Raw genomic sequence first — 15,961 nt, 5'->3', positions numbered from 1 at the left:
CAATATCGCCGCTCGTCGGGCAAACGCCACCTCGAATCGAAATAAAGCGTGAATGGACTTCCCGATGCTTGCACATGCCGGCCAGCGAACGGAAAATGCATCGATCGGGACAGCGCGCTGCAAGCAGGATTGCCGAACTGCCGAGCCTACGTTTGCGCCTGATTGCCTGGGCCCGATGCTGCCGGGGCCGGCAGGATGTCGGCCGGCTTTTACCGGAAATGACGCGTGATGGTGCGCGCGTCGCTAAAAGAAAGCCGATGCGTGCTTTATCGTTGCAACGAATGAGCGCCGATGAAATCGTCGCCATTCTTCATCTTTTTGACATGGCTTTTAACGACGCGGGGCAAGCCAGGGCGCGTCAGGCTGCAGCGAATATTTCCCGTTGCCTTTAAATCCGCATCCTTTACCCGAAGATCGACGACGAGGCGAAGCCATGCAACTTCAAACCGGTAATTTATTCGCCGTCGACGGGCGGCGCGGCGGCGACGAGCGAATCGACAGGCTCGTCACGGGCCCGCGCGTGAACGTCGAGCGGATCGTATCGATGGGGCACGCGAGCCCGGACGGGTTCTGGTATGACGACCCGCGGGCCGAATGGGTCGTGCTGCTGTCCGGCGCGGCCGTGCTCGAATTCGAAGCGGATGCGACGCGGCTCGATATGCGCGCGGGAGATTACGTGCTGATCGAGCCGCATTGCCGTCATCGTGTCGCATGGACGCATGACGAAGTGCAAACCGTCTGGCTTGCCATCTATTACGAACGCTGAAGAAAGGATGGGCGTGCGGCACGATCGATGAATGGACTTGTGCGCGACACGCCGAGCGGGCAAAACCTCGTCTACCGGAGCGGCTTTGGAATACCGCCGGTATCGATGCGCCAATCCATGCCCAAATTGCCGGACAGCGTGTTGAATCACGCGCCGGCCCAGGCGGGCAATCTTATTCCTGGATCAGGAATCGATTGCGATTCTTCGCATCCTTGATCCATGCGGGCGCGCGACCGCGGCCCGACCAGGTCGCCCCGGTCTTCGGATCGCGATACTTCGCCTGCACGGGAGCGCCCGCCTGTCTGGCCGGCCGACCGCGACGCGTACCGAAAATGTCTTTTTCGGTGATGTCGTATTCCGCGACTTTGGTGCGGATGTCGTCGACGACCGCCTGGAATTCAGCGACGCGCGCTGCTTCGGCTTTCTCGGCCAAAGCATCCATTTGAGCTTTCAGTTCCTTGTAAGTTGCCATATATCACTCTTCAGGTTGTGTCCATACATGATAGCGGTTTCAACCGGAAATGACGAAGAAAATTGCGCCGACTACGAATTGCATTGCGGATATGGCAATGCACGACTGCTTCGAACACCTGAGAAGTCGTTTGATTGGATCGTTTGCGTCCGATCTTCTCGTGCGGGACAAGCTTCGGAGACTCAATTATTCTTTATCTTTTTTCAGAAGGATTGGGGAATTCACTGATGAACAGGGATGACAAACTGAAACATGTCGCAGCCGAATTCGGATTCGATCCGGACGAAACGATCAGGATCGGCGGAAAGTACACGCCCGTCCTGGTCGACGGAAGGACGGCCTACGTCGCCGGCCAGATTCCGCGAATCGGCGAAGTCGTGCATTTCGTCGGCATCGTGGGCGAATCCGTTTCGCTGGACGACGGCCGCCGCGCGGCTGGCATTTCCGCACTGCGCGCGCTGGCGCTGATCCGCAAGCAGTGCGGCACGCTCGATGCGATCGCGACGGTGCCGCGCATGACCGTGTACGTGCGCAGCGCGCCCGGCTTCACGATGCAAAGCGAGGTGGCCGACGGCGCGTCGGACGTGTTGTATGCCGTGCTCGGCGACGCCGGCGTCCATACGCGCTCGTCTGTCGGCGTGCTGCAATTGCCGAAGGGCGCGTCGGTCGAAGCCGATTTCATTTTCGGGCTGAATCGCAGCGGCGCCGCCGGGTGACCGGGAATGGCCGTGCCGACCGGACGGGCCGCCTTGCGTCGATCGGCGCGCCGAGCGCGAGCGGGCGGCTTCGGGCGTCGTCCCGGTCCGTTCATCGAATGCGCGGAAGAACGAATCCGGATCCCGGTAGCCGGGCAGGAAGGCGATCTGACCGGAGGGCAGGTTCGAGCGATCGAGGTCATGCCGCGCGAGCTTCGCGCGAACTACCGCCGGCAGGGTTTTGAAGTTCGCGCCCTCGTCGCCGAGCCGACGCTGCGCGAAGCGGTTCATCGCCGCAATTGCCCGGTTTCGACGAGCTGCTGAAAGAAGTCGTTCATCGACTCGGCGAGCGGGCGATAGCGGATGCCCAGTTCGTTGCGGCTGCGGCTGTTGTCCGCGCGCCAGCGCAACCCGACGTTGCGCGCGATCACGCGGCGCGTCACGCTCTTGTTCACGAGCGGGCCGACCAGCCACACCAGCCACTTCGGCAGGATGCGTCGCGGAATCGGATAGTCGGCGCCATACCGTTCCAGCAGCGTGGCGGCCATCGCCGGCAGGTTCGTGTCGTGCGCCGAGACGATGTAGCGGCCATTGGCGCTCGGCAGGAACGCCGCACGCAGGTGCGCGTCGGCCACGTCGCGGACATCCACCGCGCCCATGCCGAGATCCGGCACGCCGGCCTTCATCGTGCCGTCGCCCATCTGCCGCACGATCTCGAAGCTCTCCGACGTCGCGTACGGATTGATGCCGGGCCCGATCACGAGCGACGGATTGATGGTGACGAGATCCCAGCGTTGCTGCCGGCGGGCGATCTGCCACGCTTCGCGCTCGGCGACCGTCTTCGAATACGAATAGGGTTGATGGGCGAGCGACGAACTGGTGTTCCAGATTGCTTCGGTGAACATACCGTTGGGCGTCGCAGCGAGATCGGCGTTGTCGCCGTAGATCGCCGCGCAACTGCTGGTGAGCACGACGCGCCGCACCGACGGCGTGCGGTTGACCGTCTCGAGTACGTTGCGCGTGCCGAGCAACGCCGGATCGACCAGTTCCTTCTGCGGATCGCGAACGGTGACCGTGAATGGCGACGCGGTATGGAACACGATCGCGCAACCCGCCATCGCGTCCTCGTACGACCCGGGTTCGAGCAGGTCGGCGCGGAAATAGCGGATCGTGCCGGGCTTGCCGGCCGCGATGCGCTGGAGATGCTTCAGCTTGTCCGGGCTGTCGGGGTCGCGGACGGCCGCATGGACCGTCAGGCCGGCCTCGAGCAGACGCTGCACGAGCCAGCCGGCGACGTATCCGGTTGCGCCCGTCACCATGACGGGGCGGTCGGTATCGATGTCCATGGGCGGGATTCCGTTGCAGGGGAGATGCGCCATGATGCCGCCTTTTGCGCGTCGCTTCACGCGCCAGGCGCGTCGATCGACATGCAAGGCGCGACGGGCGGCACGATACCGGTGGCCCGCGGCGATGTTCGGGATCGCTGACGGTTCCGGATCCGGCGGACGGGCCGCGCGCCGGTTTGCCGACGGCCATTGACGCGCCGCGTCGGGTCCGATTACGCTCGTCTCCGATCTCATTTCGGGGCCGATCGATGAGCGACGACGCGACAGAAAAGGTGATCGAATTCGCCAGGCACGTAATCGGCTACATGCAATCCGCTTTTCCCGGCTGGCGCGAAGTTTACGTTTGCTTCAGCGCGCCGGGCGACGGGCAGTACGGCGTGCGTGCGTCATATGCGACGGCGGCCAGCGTCGAGCTGGTTTCGACCATGGAGCACCGCGATTTCATCGGCGGGATCATGCGCATCGGGCCGCAACTGCGCGACGTGCTCGCGAACGACGGCAGGACGTTCCGCGCCGCGCTGTTTCGTGCCAATGCACGGTTTTCCTATCGAATGGATTACGACTGGAACGACGCCGCACGCTGGAACATCACGAAGCTCGGCGGCGCATCCGGGCTCCCGGACGGGCTGGAGGCGCTGGAGCCGCTGGACTGACGGGTGCGGTCGGTTGCATGCGCACCGATGACGGATACAAAACCGCGTTATCACTTTGACGAATGGCCGACGATACGGACTCGATCGAAGGCAGGAGAGCCGCCATGCCGAAAGCAAAAAAGAAGCTGCTGCCGAAGGACTTCGACGCGCTGCTGGACGAGGGCGACATTGCGAAGCTTCAGGCGGTGTTCGACACCTGCGACGTGAATGCGCGCGGCGGGCCGAGCAAGCGAACCGCGCTGTCGTTCGACCGGTGTCCCGACGAGCTCGCGCGCTGGCTCGTCGCGCACGGCGCGGATATCGGCGCAGCCGATGCGTACGGCAACACGGCATTGCACGTGCGTGTGCGCAGCCGGCGCAGCCGCTTCGACGTGCTGCTCGAACTCGGCGCGGACGTTCACGACGACGGTGCGTCGATCGGCACGCCGCTGCATGCGGCGGCCGACTCGCGTCATGCGTTGTCCGCACGCCTGCTGCTCGAGCACGGCGCGCGCGTCGATGCATTGAACCGGGACGGCCAGACGCCGCTCGAGCGCGCGTTGCGCACCTGCGGCAACGCGGATCTCGAACACATGGCGGCGCTCGCCGACGTGCTGCTCGGCGCCGGTGCGGCAAAGACGCCGCAGATGCAGGCCAGCGTCGCCGAAATCGGCGAGCGTTTCGAGTTCATGCGCGAGCGCTACAACCCGCAGGAAGTCGACGCGGCGAGCGCTGCGCTGGACCGCCTCTACGCGCTGTTCGACGTGCCCCCGGCGCCGCGTCGCCGGCTGCACGACGGCCGCTCGCCGATCGTCGTCGCGGCCGGAACCTGGCAGCAACAGCATCAGGCATTGTGGACGCAGCTCGTGCCGGGAACGGGGCACGCGGCGACGGTGCAGGGCGAACTCATCCGGATCTCGGGCCGCATCGCGCATGAACTCGAACACAACGGCGGCTGCAACTGGGACGCCGATTTCAGGAAGATGGCCGATGCGTTCGCGGCGATCGTGCGCACCGGCACGTCGCTGCCGGCGGCCGATCTGGCGGACATGGAGGCCGTCGTGCAGGACGTCAAGCGCCAATCCGGCGACCCGGCGCAACTGTGTCGGCTCGCGGTGGCGTGGGTGCGCCTGAACCCCGATCTGCTCGAACTCGCGCCGCCGTCGTATCGTCGGTAGCGCGCGGCACCGTCGCCTTGCGGAGCCGGCCGGCCGCCCCCGCCGGTCGTTCCGGCTCCCGGCGTTTCCGGAAGTCACCCGACCCATATCGGCCGGCATCCCCACTTTTGGGGATGCCGGCGCCGGGCGGTACGCCTACGATGATCAGCGAGGCACCGGGGACCGGATATCACCAGAACAATCGAGCAGGCCTGTCGTTCCGTGTCGGTCGCCGTGAACGTCCGCACAGTCGATTGACACAGTCGTCGCATACGCTGATGCGCAACGTATGCGGTGCGTCGTTGGCACCGCGCACGACGGCGCGTCGATGACGGAAGGCCTGATGTCGTATTTCGGGGAATCTCAATCACTATGCTCGCACGAGACTATGTGGAACGAGAGCTCTCGCACATTCAGCGCATGGTGGCGCTGCTGGACAGCGAGACGGACATCGACGACGTGTCGATGTCGGGGGCGGGGCGCGTCAGGCATCCGCGATACTGGCGTGGGCGTATCGAGGAACTGATGTCGACGCCCGACGTGCCGCGTCACGTCAGAAAGCTGAGCGAAGCGGTGCTCGCGAAGATCGACGAGATGGAAGTGCGGTTCGCGACGATGAAGTAAGTGCATCGTCGAGTCGGGCCGCGACACGCGTTTCATCGCGCCGCCGGCTGCGTCCTTCGAGCCGGATGCCCTCGCGTCGATCGACGCCGCGCAGGCCGCCGCGTGCGTCGACGCGGGTTGCGTTGCGCTATCGGAAACGGCCATTACGTCTGACGAGAAACGGTAACGAATGTGGTATTTCGACCAAACCCGCATCGGCGATTTGAACAATGAGGCCGATTGACTAAGATGCCCAAACGGCGTTCGACAAAAACGCACGGCGCGGGGTGGCCAGATGCAGATGAACGGATTGGTTTCGTCGGCATGGATCGATGACGTCTACGCTGCGGCACTGGGCGACCAACGATGGGAAACGGTGCTGGACGGGCTGCGTCGGTCGGTCGGCGTACGCATGGCCACACTGCTGTCGTTCGACGATGCGGCAAGGCTGCCGGCGATCGAGCAGGCGGCCGGCGACGATCCGTCATGGGTCGCCGCGTGCCACCACCGCTACAACACCGAGTTCTACCTGTACGACCCGGTCGTGCCGGTGGCTGCCGACTGGCCGGCAGGGCGCTGGTTCGAGGACGTCAAGCATCTGTCGGTGCGGCAGCGCACACATGGCGTGTTCTATCGGGAATTCATGCAGCCGTTCGGGCTTGGCGGCATCTCGGGCCTGTACATCCATCGCGGCGACGGTGCGGGCGCTTTCCTCAGCGTGCAGAGCGGCCCCGAATCGCACGGGCTGGCCGATGAGCAGCGTCGTGCCATCGAAATCATGGGCGCGCACATCAGCCGCGCGCTGCGCATCCACGCGCGCATCGGCGAGCTCGAAGCGCGCGTGGCCGCCGCGGAATCGGCGCTCGACGTGGTGCCGGTGCCGGTGTTCCTGCTCGGCGCGCAGCGCGAACTGCGCTATACGAACCGCGCGGCCGATCGACTGATCGCCGCCGAACCGGCGCTGCGGATCGTGAGCGGCCGTTTCGTGCCGGAAGGCTGCGTCGACGACGCGCAATGGCGGCATGCATTCGCACGCGGCGGGCTGTTGCTGCGTCGTGCGACCGGCGAGCCGCTGCCGCTTGCGCTGATTCCCGTTCCCGAACAGTCGCGCCTCGCGCGCGAACGGCCCGGCGTCGCGGTGCTGATGACGGGCGCCGACCTGCGTTCGCCGTCGGCGCGTGCGCAGCGCCTGCGCGTGTTCTACGGGCTGTCGTCGGCGGAAGCCGAGCTCGCGGTGCTGCTGTGCTGCGACGGGCGCTCGCCGCAGGAATGTGCGGCGCTGCGCGGCGTATCGATCGGCACGGTGCGCGCGCAGATCAAGTCGATCTACACGAAAACGGACGTGGCGCGCGCAGCCCAGCTCACGTCGCTGGTCATGCAGACCTGAGCGGCCAACGCGCGCCGCCGGGACTGCGTTTTTACCTAGCCGCCGCCGATTCCCTGCAGTATCTTGCCGGTCCCGCCGCAGACGGTGCATGGCTGGCCCTCCACGCGGCCGGTGCCGCGGCAGACGCGGCAGGTGTCCTCGCCGATGCCCGGCGCGTCGGCCGGGCCTTCGTCGCCGGCATTCGGCGAGGTAGGCGGATCGTGGGGCGCCGATGGCTTCGTGGTCGACATCGCAGGCTCCTTTTTCGTTGCACGATGTCGCGGCGAGCATCGCGCGTGCCCGCCGGGCGGCACGCGCGACGGCGACGGAACGACCACGCGTTACAGCGCCGGCGCCCACGTCGACCCGAACGGGTTCGACTGGTCGATGCCCGGGAAGTCGATGAACGCCTTGCTGCAGTCGAGCACGCTGGCCGGATCGATCGCATGGACCGCGGCGCCGTCGACGACCACCCGGTTCGCAGCCGACGGGAACACCGGCAGATTCACGTTACGCAGCGTGAGGTTCGCGTCGGACGCGATCGTCGCGATGCCGTCGGGCGTATCGGCCACCACGTCGGTCAGCGACATCGCGAGCGGAAACGCCGGTTCGCCATAGCCCCCGGTGTTCGCCTCGAACCCCTGCAGCTTCACGCCGGCCGCGCCCTCGATCACGACGTTCGCAAGCGAGATGTCGTGGAAGTTCGGATACAGCGGGCCGCTCGCGGGCACGGCCTTCGTGCTGTAGTACGGCGTGAAAAGCAGCGCATTCTTCGCGTCGCGGATGCAGATGTTCGCGTAGTGGATGTTGCTCACTTCGCCGCCGCGCGCATAGTCGGACTTGATGCGCAGCCCTTCCTCCGAATCGCGAAACGAATTGTCGTACACCTGAACGTTGGTCACGCCGCCGTTGGTTTCGCTGCCGATCGAGATGCCGTGCCCCCAGTAGATATGGTTGTGCGCGATCGCGACGCCCCATTTGCGGTCGGCGCGCACGTCGCGATTGCCGTCGATGCCGAACAGCCCCGAGCCGGCCGGCGCCGGGTTGTTGCTGCCCTTGAGCGCGATGTCGTCGTCGCCGGTGCTCACGTAGTTGTATGCGAACACGAAGTTCTTCAGGTAGCCGTCGAACGAGATCGCGGCGGCGGACGTCGTCGTGCTGCCGGTCGACAGCGCCACCGACGTCGGCTTCGCCGCGGAGCCAGGGTCGAACGCGTCGGTGTTCTTCACGTTGTCCGCATTGAACGTCTGCCCGTTGTACAGCGGGTTGCCGTTGCCGGCCGGGTTCGCGAACGCGGCGAGCGTGGGCGTCTGCACCTTCACGTTCCAGATCGTCAGCCCGTCGACGCCGCTCGGCACCACGTGGAAGTTCGGGCTGTTGTTCAGCGTGATGCGGTACAGCGTGAGGTTCTTCGCGTAGTTGAACACCATCAGCCGGAAATTCGACTGCGAGCCGAAGCCGGTCGTGCCGTTCTGCACCATGTTGCCGAGATACGCGAGATCCCACCACGTCATGTTGCGCACCGTCGATTTCGAATCGACGACGGTGCCGCCGTCGTCGCACGCGGTGCCGTCGGGCGCCACGGTGCCGCTCTTGTAGGCCGCGTAGGTGTTCGAGCAGGTCAGGTCGACCTTCATCAGCGGGTATTTCGCGTCGGACGTCACGAGCTCCGCGTAGCCGCGGCCGTCGATCCGGCCGTCGCCGACCACCGCCGCGTTGACGAGGTTGGTGCCCGTGATCAGCGCGGCGCAGTTCGACGAGCTGCCGGCTTTCGTCGCGCTGACGGCCGTGTTGCCGCAGTACGGGCCGGCGGCGTTCGGCGAATACGCCTTCACGTCGCGCGACGCATACAGCGTGACGCCCTTGTCGATCCACAGCGTGACGCCGGACGGCAGCGTCAGCGGCCCGCTGATGAAGCCGTTGCCGGGTCCCGCGCGATTGACGACGAGCCGCACTGCGAACTTGCTCGCGCGGTACTTCGGCTTCGCGAGCGCCTCACCGGACGCGCCGGCGATGTTCGCGTTCGGCGCGGCAGCCGTCTTCTGCGCGGCGGTGGCCGCGGCGTCCGCCGCCGCGATCGTCGCGCCGACTTCGGCGTCGACGGCCGCGCCGCAGGCGTCGAGCGCGGCCTGGATGCGCGCCTGGTCGGGGTTGGCCGTCGCGGTCGACACGGCCTTGCCGACGCCGGCCGTCGACGGGTCGGCCTCCGGCGGCAGCGAGCCGTCGGGGCGGCTCACGAGCGTATTGGCGGCTTCGAGCGTGCTGCATACCTGCGTATCGGCGGGCAGCGCCGGCTCGGGCGGCAGGTTCGGGTCGACGGTCGTCGTGCCGACCTGGAACACGCTGGTCGCGGGCGGCGCGGTGGGCGCGGCGCCGCCGCCGGCACGCGTGTCGTCGCCGCCGCAGGCAGTGAGTGCCGCAGCGGTGGCGAGCAGCGCGGCGAGCAGGCCGAGCGCGCGCGGGCGGCGGTTCGGCCGGGCATGCGGCCGAGAAACGGGAAAGGTCATGACGGAGATCTCCTGAAGAGGCATCGGTTGCGCGATGTCGGGTTGGTATCGGGGCGTTCGGCGGCGCGTGTCCCGCGGCGCCAGCGGGCGGGCGATAGACGCGTTGCCGGCAAGATCGAAACGGGCGGTCGCGGCCGCCGGCGCGGGTCGTCGGTCGGGTGCCACGGGCGCCACGGGCGCGAATCGCGTCGTGCGGAATGCGTCGCGTGCAATGCGGCCGGCGCATGCTCGTGGCATCGCGACGGCGTGACTGTGTTGTGATCAGTCATCCTATAACGATGGCAAGCGAAGCGAAAGAAGACCGTCGGATGTCGGGAAAGCGCGTCATCGGCGTCCGATTCGCCTGTCGGCCGGTTTCCGGAAAACGTTTCGCGAAAAAGCGCGAAGTCAGAGAATGCGATTCCCCGTTTCCTGCCAAAATCCTTTGATGACAGCGGTTATAGGGGTATGCACCAAGTGAGTTAAACGGTTAACCGACGTACATTCGCTGAACACGTCATACGACGTATGACTCTGCGGTTCGAGGAAGCGCATCGGCGACGCCCGCGCGGGCCGACGGATCGCCGCACAACAACGATCGACCATCAAGGAGACTCACCATGAAGCACCGATTCACCGGCTCCCGTACCGCGCTGGCCGTCGCACTGCTGGCCGGCTTCGCGATGTCCGCGCAGGCGCGCGTGTTCCGCTCGGCGGACGTGCACGGCGACAACTTCCCGACCAACATGGCCGTGAAGTTCATGGGCGACGAGCTGTCGAAGCAGACGGGCGGCAAGGATTCGATCAAGGTGTTCGGCAACAGCGCGCTCGGCTCGGAGAAGGACACGGTCGACCAGGTGCGGATCGGCGCGATCGACATGGCGCGCGTGAACGGCGCATCGTTCAACGAGATCGTGCCGGAATCGCTGATCCCGTCGTTCCCGTTCCTGTTCCGCGACGTCGACCATTTCCGCAAGGCGATGTACGGCCCGGCCGGCCAGAAGATCCTCGACGCGTTCACCGCGAAGGGGATGATCGCGCTGACGTTCTACGAGAGCGGCGCGCGCTCGATCTACGCGAAGCGCCCGGTGCGCTCGCCGGCGGACATGAAGGGGCTGAAGGTGCGCGTGCAACCGTCCGACCTGATGGTCGACGAGATCAAGGCGATGGGCGGCACGCCGACGCCGATGCCGTTCGCCGAGGTGTACACGGGCCTGAAGACGGGGCTCGTCGACGCGGCGGAAAACAACCTGCCGTCGTACGAGGAAACCAAGCATTACGAAGTCGCGCCCGATTACTCGGAGACGCAGCACGCGATGACGCCGGAAGTGCTGGTGTTCTCGAAGAAGATCTGGGACACGCTGTCGCCGCAGGAGCAGGCGGCGATCAGGAAGGCGGCGGCCGATTCGGTGCCGTACTACCAGAAGCTGTGGACCGCGCGCGAAGCCTCCGCGCAGCAGATGGTGACGAAGGGCGGCGCGAAGATCCTGCCGGCCGCGCAGATCGATCGCGCGGCGTTCGTGAAGGCGATGCAGCCGCTGTGGACCAAGTATGAAAAGACCCCGCAGATGAAGCAGATCGTCGACGAGATCGAGGCCACCAAGTGACGCGTCGCACTTCCCTGAACGGCGCGGCAGCCGCGGGCTCGCCGGCCGCTGCCCCGGACGGCGCGGCGCCGGCGCGACCGCACGCCGCGCCGCTGTTGCGCTGCGTGAACGACGTGCTGTTTCGCGTGCTGGCCGTGATCGCGTCGGCGTGCCTCGCGGTGCTCACGGTGCTGGTGTTCTATGCGGTCGTGATGCGCTACGCGTTCGACAACGCGCCGGATTTCGTCGAGCCGATCGCGTTGTTGCTCGTGATCGTGATCGCGATGTTCGGCGCGGCGATGAAGGTGCGCGACGGCGGCCATATCGGCCTCGATTCGCTGGTGCGCCGGCTGTCGCCGAAGGCGCGCACGGTCGTCGTCGCGATCCAGCACCTGAGCCTGATCGCGTTCGCGATCATGATCATGATCGGCTGCGGCAGCATGGCCGCCGAGACGATGGGCGACCGCATTCCGATCATCGGGCTGCCCGAAGGCGTGCGCTACCTGATCGCGATGCCCGCGGCGGTTGCGATCGTCCTCTTCTCGCTCGAGCACCTGCTCGCGCTTCGTCGTTCTTCGTCGGGACAATAACGCCATGGAACTCGCGATCCTGTCCGTCAGTTTTCTGATATTTCTCGTCCTCGGCGTGCCCGTGTCGTTCGCGCTCGGCGTTGCGTGCGTGCTGACCTACATGGTCGAAGGCCTGCCGATCGCGACCGCGATGCAGGCGATGATTTCGGGGATGAACGCGTTCTCGTTTCTCGCGGTGCCGTTCTTCATCTTCTCCGGCGAACTGATGCTGCACGGCGGCATCGCGGACCGGATCCTGCGCTTCGCGCAGGCGAGCGTCGGCCACTTCCGCGGCGGCCTCGGGATGGCGAACGTCGTCGCGTGCACGCTGTTCGGCGGCGTGTCGGGCTCACCGACCGCCGATACGTCGGCGATGGGCGGCGTGGTGATTCCGCTGATGAAGCGCGAAGGCTACAGCGCCGCGTACGCAGTCAACGTGACCACGCATGCGTCGCTCGCCGGCGCGCTGATGCCGACGTCGACCAACATGATCATCTACGCGTTCGCCGCGCAGGGCATCACCGGGATGCTGCACGGCCAGCCGGTGAGCGGCGTGTCGATCGGCGACTTGCTGTTCTCGGGGCTCCTGCCGGTGTTGTGGGTGATGGGCTTCGTGCTCGCCGCAGCATACTGGCAGGCCGTGCGTCACGGTTATCCGCGCCGCGATGACGGCTCGTCCGTGCTGCCGCGGTTTCCCGGCTGGTATGCGGTGCTGCGCAGCTTCGTCGGCGCGGTGCCCGGGTTGATGGTGATCGCGATCATCCTCGTGTGCGTCGCGAAGGGCATCGCCACCGCGACCGAAGCGGCCGCGATCGCCGTGGTCTACTCGCTCGTGCTGACCGCGGTGGTCTACCGGACGCTCACGGCCGAGAAGCTGCGCCGCGCGCTGTCGCATGCGGCGCGCACGACGGGCGTCGTGCTGCTGCTGATCGCGGTGTCCAACATGCTGCGCTTCCAGATGTCGTACCTGGAGATTCCGGATGCGATCGAAGGGTTGCTGAAGCAGTCGACCGCGGCGCCGTGGCTGATGCTGCTGTACATCAACATCATCCAGGTGTTTCTCGGCACGTTCGTCGACATGGCCGCGCACATCCTGATCACGACGCCGCTGTTCCTGCCGATCGCGATGGCGTGCGGCGTCGGGCCGGTGCAGTTCGGGATCATGCTGCTGCTGAACTGCTCGCTCGGTCTCGTGCACCCGCCGATCGGGTCGGTGCAGTTCGTCGGCTGCGCGATCGGCAACGTGTCGATCGGCGAGACCACGAAGATGGCGTGGCCCTACTATCTGGCGATCTTCAGCGCGATCAACATCGTCACGTACCTGCCATTCTTCTCGACGTGGCTGCCGAGCGTGATCAGCGGGCACGCGGTGTTCTGACGGCGTGCATCGCCCGTCGCGGCGCCGGACGACCGAGGCGGTCCGGCGCCGCGATCGCATGCGCGGCTTCCTTTCTTCACTTCCCGTCACTTCCATGAAAACGACTCTCGTGCGGCGCGCCGTTGCGGCGGCCGCGTTGACGATGGCGGCTTCGCTCGCGCACGCGGCGACGTATGCGTACGTGTCGAACAGCGACAGCCGCGACATCTCGGTGTTCGGCGTCGACACGTCGAACGGTGCGCTGACCGCGATCGAAACCGTGCCGGTCGGCGGCGCGGTGATGCCGATGGCGCTGTCGCCCGATCATCGTCGCCTCTACGCGGCGTTGCGCTCGACGCCGTATCGCGTCGTCAGCTTCGCGATCAATCCGGTCGACGGGCGGCTGTTCGAGGTGGGCCGCTCGCCGCTCGCGGACAGCATGGCGTACGTGTCGACCGATGCGTCGGGCCGCTACCTGTTCTCGGCATCGTACGGCGGCAATCTGCTCGCGGTGAACCGGATCGGCGCGGACGGCGTCGCGGGCGACGTGCTGCAGACGGTGAAGACCGGCCCGATGGCGCATGCGATCCGCCAGTCGCCGGACGGCCGCTATGCGTTCGCGTCGGTGCTCGGCGCCGATGCGTGGCTGCGCTTGCCGTTCGATGCGTCGACCGGCAGGCTGACCGACACGGGCGAGCCCGCGTATCGGCTGCCGGAGAAGTCGGGCCCGCGCCATTTCGTGTTTTCGCCGAACGGGCGGTTCGCGTACCTGGTCGATGAGCTCGACGGCAAGCTGCACGCGATCGCGCTGTCGCACGGCGGTGCCGATGCGCGGCCGATCCAGGCCGTATCGATCCTGCCGCCCGATTTTCACGGCGACAAGCCATGGGGCGCCGACCTGCATCTGACGCCCGACGGCCGCTTCCTGTACGCATCGGAGCGCACGTCGAGCACGCTCGCCGCGTATCGCGTCGACGCGAAGTCAGGCACGCTCGCGCGAATCGGCACGTTCGCGACCGAGCAGCAGCCGCGCGGCTTTGCGATCGATCCGTCGGGCCGGTATCTGCTCGCGGCCGGGCAATTGTCGCCGACGCTGGCCGTGTACCGGATCGACGGCCGGACCGGGCGCCTGGACGCGATCGGCAAGTATCCGGTCGGCAAGGGCGCGAACTGGGTCGAGATCGTCACGTACGACGGGACGAACTGACGGCCGGCCGCACCGCAGGCGGTCAGTCCCGTCGCGGCGCCGGCTCGACGTCGCCGTCGGCCGACCGTTCGTCGCGCCAGTCCGCCAGCGCGCGCCACAGCGCCGGGCGCGCATGGTCGCGCGGCGGCAACCGGATCACGTGAGCGACGCCGCGCACGTTCACCACGACGCCCGAGTCGGGCAACGTTCCCGGGATGCCGGAGGACGAGCGCTCGTCGGTGTCCGGTTCGGCCGCGGCGTGCGGGCCGGGCGAGTGTCGAAACATCATGCGAAATCTCCGTGGCGCCGCGCAGCGACGCGTCAGTAGCGAACCCGCCCGATCAGGCCCAGCGGGTCGACGGCGTGCTGGACCGCGGCGGCGACCTGCCGTTGCGCGGCCGGCACGTGCTTGCGGTAGTACGCGATATTGACGGGCCCGACGCCATGCTCGGCGCTGAAACAGCCGCCCGCGCGCGCGACGCGGTCGTACAGCGCGCCGCGCAGCGCCATCTGCTGCAGCGGCCCGTAGCGTGCCGCGTCGGCATGCGGAATCGACACGACGAGATGGCAGCCGCCGTCGCCGAAATGGCCGAACGCATGACAGCGCAGCGACGGATGCGCGGCCGCGAGCCATTGCTCGGCATCGGCGACGAATCCGGCCAGCGCGCCGCGCGGGAACGACACGTCGAACGACAGCGGCATGCCGTCCTGCGCGACCGCGGCCGGCAGCGCATCGCGAATCCGCCAGAACCGTTCGGCCGGCGCGCACGCCGCGTCGAGCACCGCGCGTTCTTGCGCGAGCGCGTCGAGCGTCGCGACCGCGCGTTCCTCGAGCAACGCATCGAGCCCGGGCATGCCGGTCGCGATCTCGACGAGTGCGTAGCATGCGGCGGCGTCGGCCTCGAACGGCACCCGCAACGCCGGAAACACGGCGGCGACGCGACCGATCGCCGCCGCCGACATGAATTCGAACGCCGACAGCATCTCGCCGAATGCGCGCTCGAACGTGAGCAGGCCGGCGAGCGCCGCGTCGTACGACGCGAACGCGACGAACGCCGCGCACGACGACCGTTCGAGCGGCGCGAGCGCGAACGACACGGCCGTCACGAGCCCGTTCGCGCCATTCGCGCCGATGAAGCACTGCGCGACGTCGAAGCCGGCGTTGCGCTTGCGCAGCGGCGCGAGCGCGTCGATCACGGTGCCGGCTTCGTCCGCGAGCACGACTTCGACGCCGAGCACGTGACGGCGCACGTCGCCGTACTTGATCAGGCGGCTGCCGCCCGCGTTCGCGCCGACGAGGCCGCCGGCCGCCGGATCGCTGCCGAGATCGATCGGCAAGCAGAGCCCGGCTTCGCCCGCCACCCGATTGAGATCGGACAGCCGCACGCCGGCCTCGACCGTGATGCTGCGATTGGCCGGATCGAACGCGCGCACGGCGCGCATCCGCTCGAACGACACCACGCATTGCGTGCCGCTGCGATCGGGTACGGCGGCGCCGACGAGCCCGGTGCGCGCGCCCTGGGCGACGAGCGCGATCCGGTGCGCGACGGCGACGCGCACGAGCGCGCGCGTGTCGGCGGTCGAGGCCGGCCGCGCGACGCCGAGCGGCACGCCGCCGTAGCGCGCGACGTCGGTCGCATACGGCTCACACGCCGCGCCGTCGAGCCAGCCGTCGCCGAGCGCCGCGGCGAGCGCGTGCCGCTGCGCGGCGTGCGCCGCATGGGCGGGCAGCGCGTTCAT

The 15,961-nt window shown here is 67.2% G+C and carries 17 protein-coding genes and 1 pseudogene; 11 read left to right on the top strand and 7 right to left on the bottom strand.

Annotated elements, in window-relative coordinates; all coding sequences use genetic code 11:
• The first annotated feature begins 74 nt into the window (after nt 1-74).
• Both WT53_RS33415 and WT53_RS08885 read left to right on the top strand, forming a co-directional pair.
• Nucleotides 75-392, top strand: a complete 318-nt coding sequence (locus WT53_RS33415) for a hypothetical protein (RefSeq protein WP_156447863.1) — start codon at nt 75-77, stop codon at nt 390-392.
• A 41-nt stretch (nt 393-433) separates the two neighbouring features.
• Nucleotides 434-766, top strand: coding sequence for a cupin domain-containing protein (locus WT53_RS08885; RefSeq protein WP_034208946.1), 333 nt, complete (start codon nt 434-436; stop codon nt 764-766).
• Between the two features lie 172 nt (nt 767-938).
• Here the strand turns inward: WT53_RS08885 and WT53_RS08880 are convergent, their stop codons facing one another.
• Entirely contained in the window at nt 939-1,238 is a 300-nt protein-coding gene (locus tag WT53_RS08880; RefSeq protein ID WP_060259284.1) for an H-NS family nucleoid-associated regulatory protein, read from the bottom strand.
• A gap of 227 nt (nt 1,239-1,465) precedes the next feature.
• On the opposite strand from WT53_RS08880, the gene WT53_RS08875 reads away from it, so the two are divergent.
• Entirely contained in the window at nt 1,466-1,954 is a 489-nt protein-coding gene (locus WT53_RS08875; protein WP_034208948.1) for a RidA family protein, read from the top strand.
• A gap of 117 nt (nt 1,955-2,071) precedes the next feature.
• Here WT53_RS08875 and WT53_RS34400 read toward each other — a convergent pair.
• Both WT53_RS34400 and WT53_RS08870 read right to left on the bottom strand, forming a co-directional pair.
• Nucleotides 2,072-2,224 (bottom strand): annotated as a pseudogene (locus WT53_RS34400) (AraC family transcriptional regulator); the annotation flags it as partial.
• Nucleotides 2,221-3,279, bottom strand: coding sequence for an NAD-dependent epimerase/dehydratase family protein (locus tag WT53_RS08870; protein WP_179949002.1), 1,059 nt, complete (start codon nt 3,277-3,279; stop codon nt 2,221-2,223). The gene WT53_RS08870 and the pseudogene WT53_RS34400, both read right to left, overlap by 4 nt.
• Nucleotides 3,280-3,527: 248 nt before the next feature.
• Between WT53_RS08870 and WT53_RS33815 the strand changes: the two genes are divergently transcribed.
• The 4 genes from WT53_RS33815 (at nt 3,528) to WT53_RS08850 (ending at nt 7,058) form a co-directional block, all read left to right on the top strand.
• Nucleotides 3,528-3,932 carry a hypothetical protein gene (locus WT53_RS33815; protein WP_179949001.1) on the top strand — a complete coding sequence of 135 codons (405 nt, stop codon included), beginning with the start codon at nt 3,528-3,530 and terminating at the stop codon, nt 3,930-3,932.
• Between the two features lie 104 nt (nt 3,933-4,036).
• Nucleotides 4,037-5,089 carry an ankyrin repeat domain-containing protein gene (locus WT53_RS08860; RefSeq protein ID WP_060259415.1) on the top strand — a complete coding sequence of 351 codons (1,053 nt, stop codon included), beginning with the start codon at nt 4,037-4,039 and terminating at the stop codon, nt 5,087-5,089.
• 351 nt (nt 5,090-5,440) lie between these two features.
• Nucleotides 5,441-5,692, top strand: a complete 252-nt coding sequence (locus tag WT53_RS08855) for a hypothetical protein (RefSeq protein WP_034208950.1) — start codon at nt 5,441-5,443, stop codon at nt 5,690-5,692.
• 280 nt (nt 5,693-5,972) lie between these two features.
• Nucleotides 5,973-7,058 (top strand): helix-turn-helix transcriptional regulator, encoded by a 1,086-nt coding sequence (locus tag WT53_RS08850; protein ID WP_257127821.1) that lies wholly within the window; start codon nt 5,973-5,975, stop codon nt 7,056-7,058.
• A 35-nt stretch (nt 7,059-7,093) separates the two neighbouring features.
• Here WT53_RS08850 and WT53_RS08845 read toward each other — a convergent pair whose 3' ends face one another.
• Together WT53_RS08845 and WT53_RS08840 are read right to left on the bottom strand one after the other, a co-directional pair.
• Nucleotides 7,094-7,288, bottom strand: a complete 195-nt coding sequence (locus WT53_RS08845) for a hypothetical protein (RefSeq protein WP_034208952.1) — start codon at nt 7,286-7,288, stop codon at nt 7,094-7,096.
• Between the two features lie 90 nt (nt 7,289-7,378).
• Entirely contained in the window at nt 7,379-9,544 is a 2,166-nt protein-coding gene (locus WT53_RS08840) for a glycoside hydrolase family 28 protein (RefSeq protein WP_060259279.1), read from the bottom strand.
• A 599-nt stretch (nt 9,545-10,143) separates the two neighbouring features.
• On the opposite strand from WT53_RS08840, the gene WT53_RS08835 reads away from it, so the two are divergent.
• From WT53_RS08835 to WT53_RS08820, 4 genes are all read left to right on the top strand, one after another.
• Nucleotides 10,144-11,130, top strand: coding sequence for a TRAP transporter substrate-binding protein (locus WT53_RS08835; protein ID WP_034208954.1), 987 nt, complete (start codon nt 10,144-10,146; stop codon nt 11,128-11,130).
• The gene (locus tag WT53_RS08830; protein ID WP_059781852.1) at nt 11,127-11,699 is read left to right on the top strand and encodes a TRAP transporter small permease; all 573 of its coding nucleotides are present in this window, start codon (nt 11,127-11,129) and stop codon (nt 11,697-11,699) included. The genes WT53_RS08835 and WT53_RS08830 overlap by 4 nt, the downstream gene beginning before the upstream one ends.
• A gap of 4 nt (nt 11,700-11,703) precedes the next feature.
• On the top strand, nt 11,704-13,056 hold the full coding sequence (locus tag WT53_RS08825; protein ID WP_060259272.1) for a TRAP transporter large permease: 1,353 nt from the start codon (nt 11,704-11,706) through the stop codon (nt 13,054-13,056).
• A 94-nt stretch (nt 13,057-13,150) separates the two neighbouring features.
• Nucleotides 13,151-14,242: a beta-propeller fold lactonase family protein gene (locus WT53_RS08820; RefSeq protein WP_060259270.1), complete on the top strand. Its 1,092-nt coding sequence runs from the start codon at nt 13,151-13,153 to the stop codon at nt 14,240-14,242.
• 22 nt (nt 14,243-14,264) lie between these two features.
• Here WT53_RS08820 and WT53_RS08815 read toward each other — a convergent pair whose 3' ends face one another.
• Both WT53_RS08815 and WT53_RS08810 read right to left on the bottom strand, forming a co-directional pair.
• Entirely contained in the window at nt 14,265-14,510 is a 246-nt protein-coding gene (locus WT53_RS08815; RefSeq protein WP_059781848.1) for a hypothetical protein, read from the bottom strand.
• Nucleotides 14,511-14,542: 32 nt separating this feature from the next.
• The gene (locus WT53_RS08810; RefSeq protein WP_060259266.1) at nt 14,543-15,961 is read right to left on the bottom strand and encodes an FAD-binding oxidoreductase; all 1,419 of its coding nucleotides are present in this window, start codon (nt 15,959-15,961) and stop codon (nt 14,543-14,545) included.

Source organism: Burkholderia sp. MSMB2157WGS, from assembly GCF_001532755.1.
Taxonomy (GTDB): domain Bacteria; phylum Pseudomonadota; class Gammaproteobacteria; order Burkholderiales; family Burkholderiaceae; genus Burkholderia.
Note: the sequence above shows the minus strand (reverse complement) of the source record. Positions and strands in the feature narration are given on the sequence as shown.

Coding starts and splice junctions, on each gene's coding strand:
- WT53_RS33415 (WP_156447863.1), top strand. CDS start 75: ATGCCGGCCAGCGAACGGAAAATGCATCGATCGGGACAGCGCGCTGCA.
- WT53_RS08810 (WP_060259266.1), bottom strand. CDS start 15,961: ATGAACGCGCTGCCCGCCCATGCGGCGCACGCCGCGCAGCGGCACGCG.
- WT53_RS08840 (WP_060259279.1), bottom strand. CDS start 9,544: ATGACCTTTCCCGTTTCTCGGCCGCATGCCCGGCCGAACCGCCGCCCG.
- WT53_RS33815 (WP_179949001.1), top strand. CDS start 3,528: ATGAGCGACGACGCGACAGAAAAGGTGATCGAATTCGCCAGGCACGTA.
- WT53_RS08825 (WP_060259272.1), top strand. CDS start 11,704: ATGGAACTCGCGATCCTGTCCGTCAGTTTTCTGATATTTCTCGTCCTC.
- WT53_RS08880 (WP_060259284.1), bottom strand. CDS start 1,238: ATGGCAACTTACAAGGAACTGAAAGCTCAAATGGATGCTTTGGCCGAG.
- WT53_RS08870 (WP_179949002.1), bottom strand. CDS start 3,279: ATGGACATCGATACCGACCGCCCCGTCATGGTGACGGGCGCAACCGGA.
- WT53_RS08860 (WP_060259415.1), top strand. CDS start 4,037: ATGCCGAAAGCAAAAAAGAAGCTGCTGCCGAAGGACTTCGACGCGCTG.
- WT53_RS08885 (WP_034208946.1), top strand. CDS start 434: ATGCAACTTCAAACCGGTAATTTATTCGCCGTCGACGGGCGGCGCGGC.
- WT53_RS08820 (WP_060259270.1), top strand. CDS start 13,151: ATGAAAACGACTCTCGTGCGGCGCGCCGTTGCGGCGGCCGCGTTGACG.
- WT53_RS08835 (WP_034208954.1), top strand. CDS start 10,144: ATGAAGCACCGATTCACCGGCTCCCGTACCGCGCTGGCCGTCGCACTG.
- WT53_RS08815 (WP_059781848.1), bottom strand. CDS start 14,510: ATGATGTTTCGACACTCGCCCGGCCCGCACGCCGCGGCCGAACCGGAC.
- WT53_RS08845 (WP_034208952.1), bottom strand. CDS start 7,288: ATGTCGACCACGAAGCCATCGGCGCCCCACGATCCGCCTACCTCGCCG.
- WT53_RS08875 (WP_034208948.1), top strand. CDS start 1,466: ATGAACAGGGATGACAAACTGAAACATGTCGCAGCCGAATTCGGATTC.
- WT53_RS08855 (WP_034208950.1), top strand. CDS start 5,441: ATGCTCGCACGAGACTATGTGGAACGAGAGCTCTCGCACATTCAGCGC.
- WT53_RS08850 (WP_257127821.1), top strand. CDS start 5,973: ATGAACGGATTGGTTTCGTCGGCATGGATCGATGACGTCTACGCTGCG.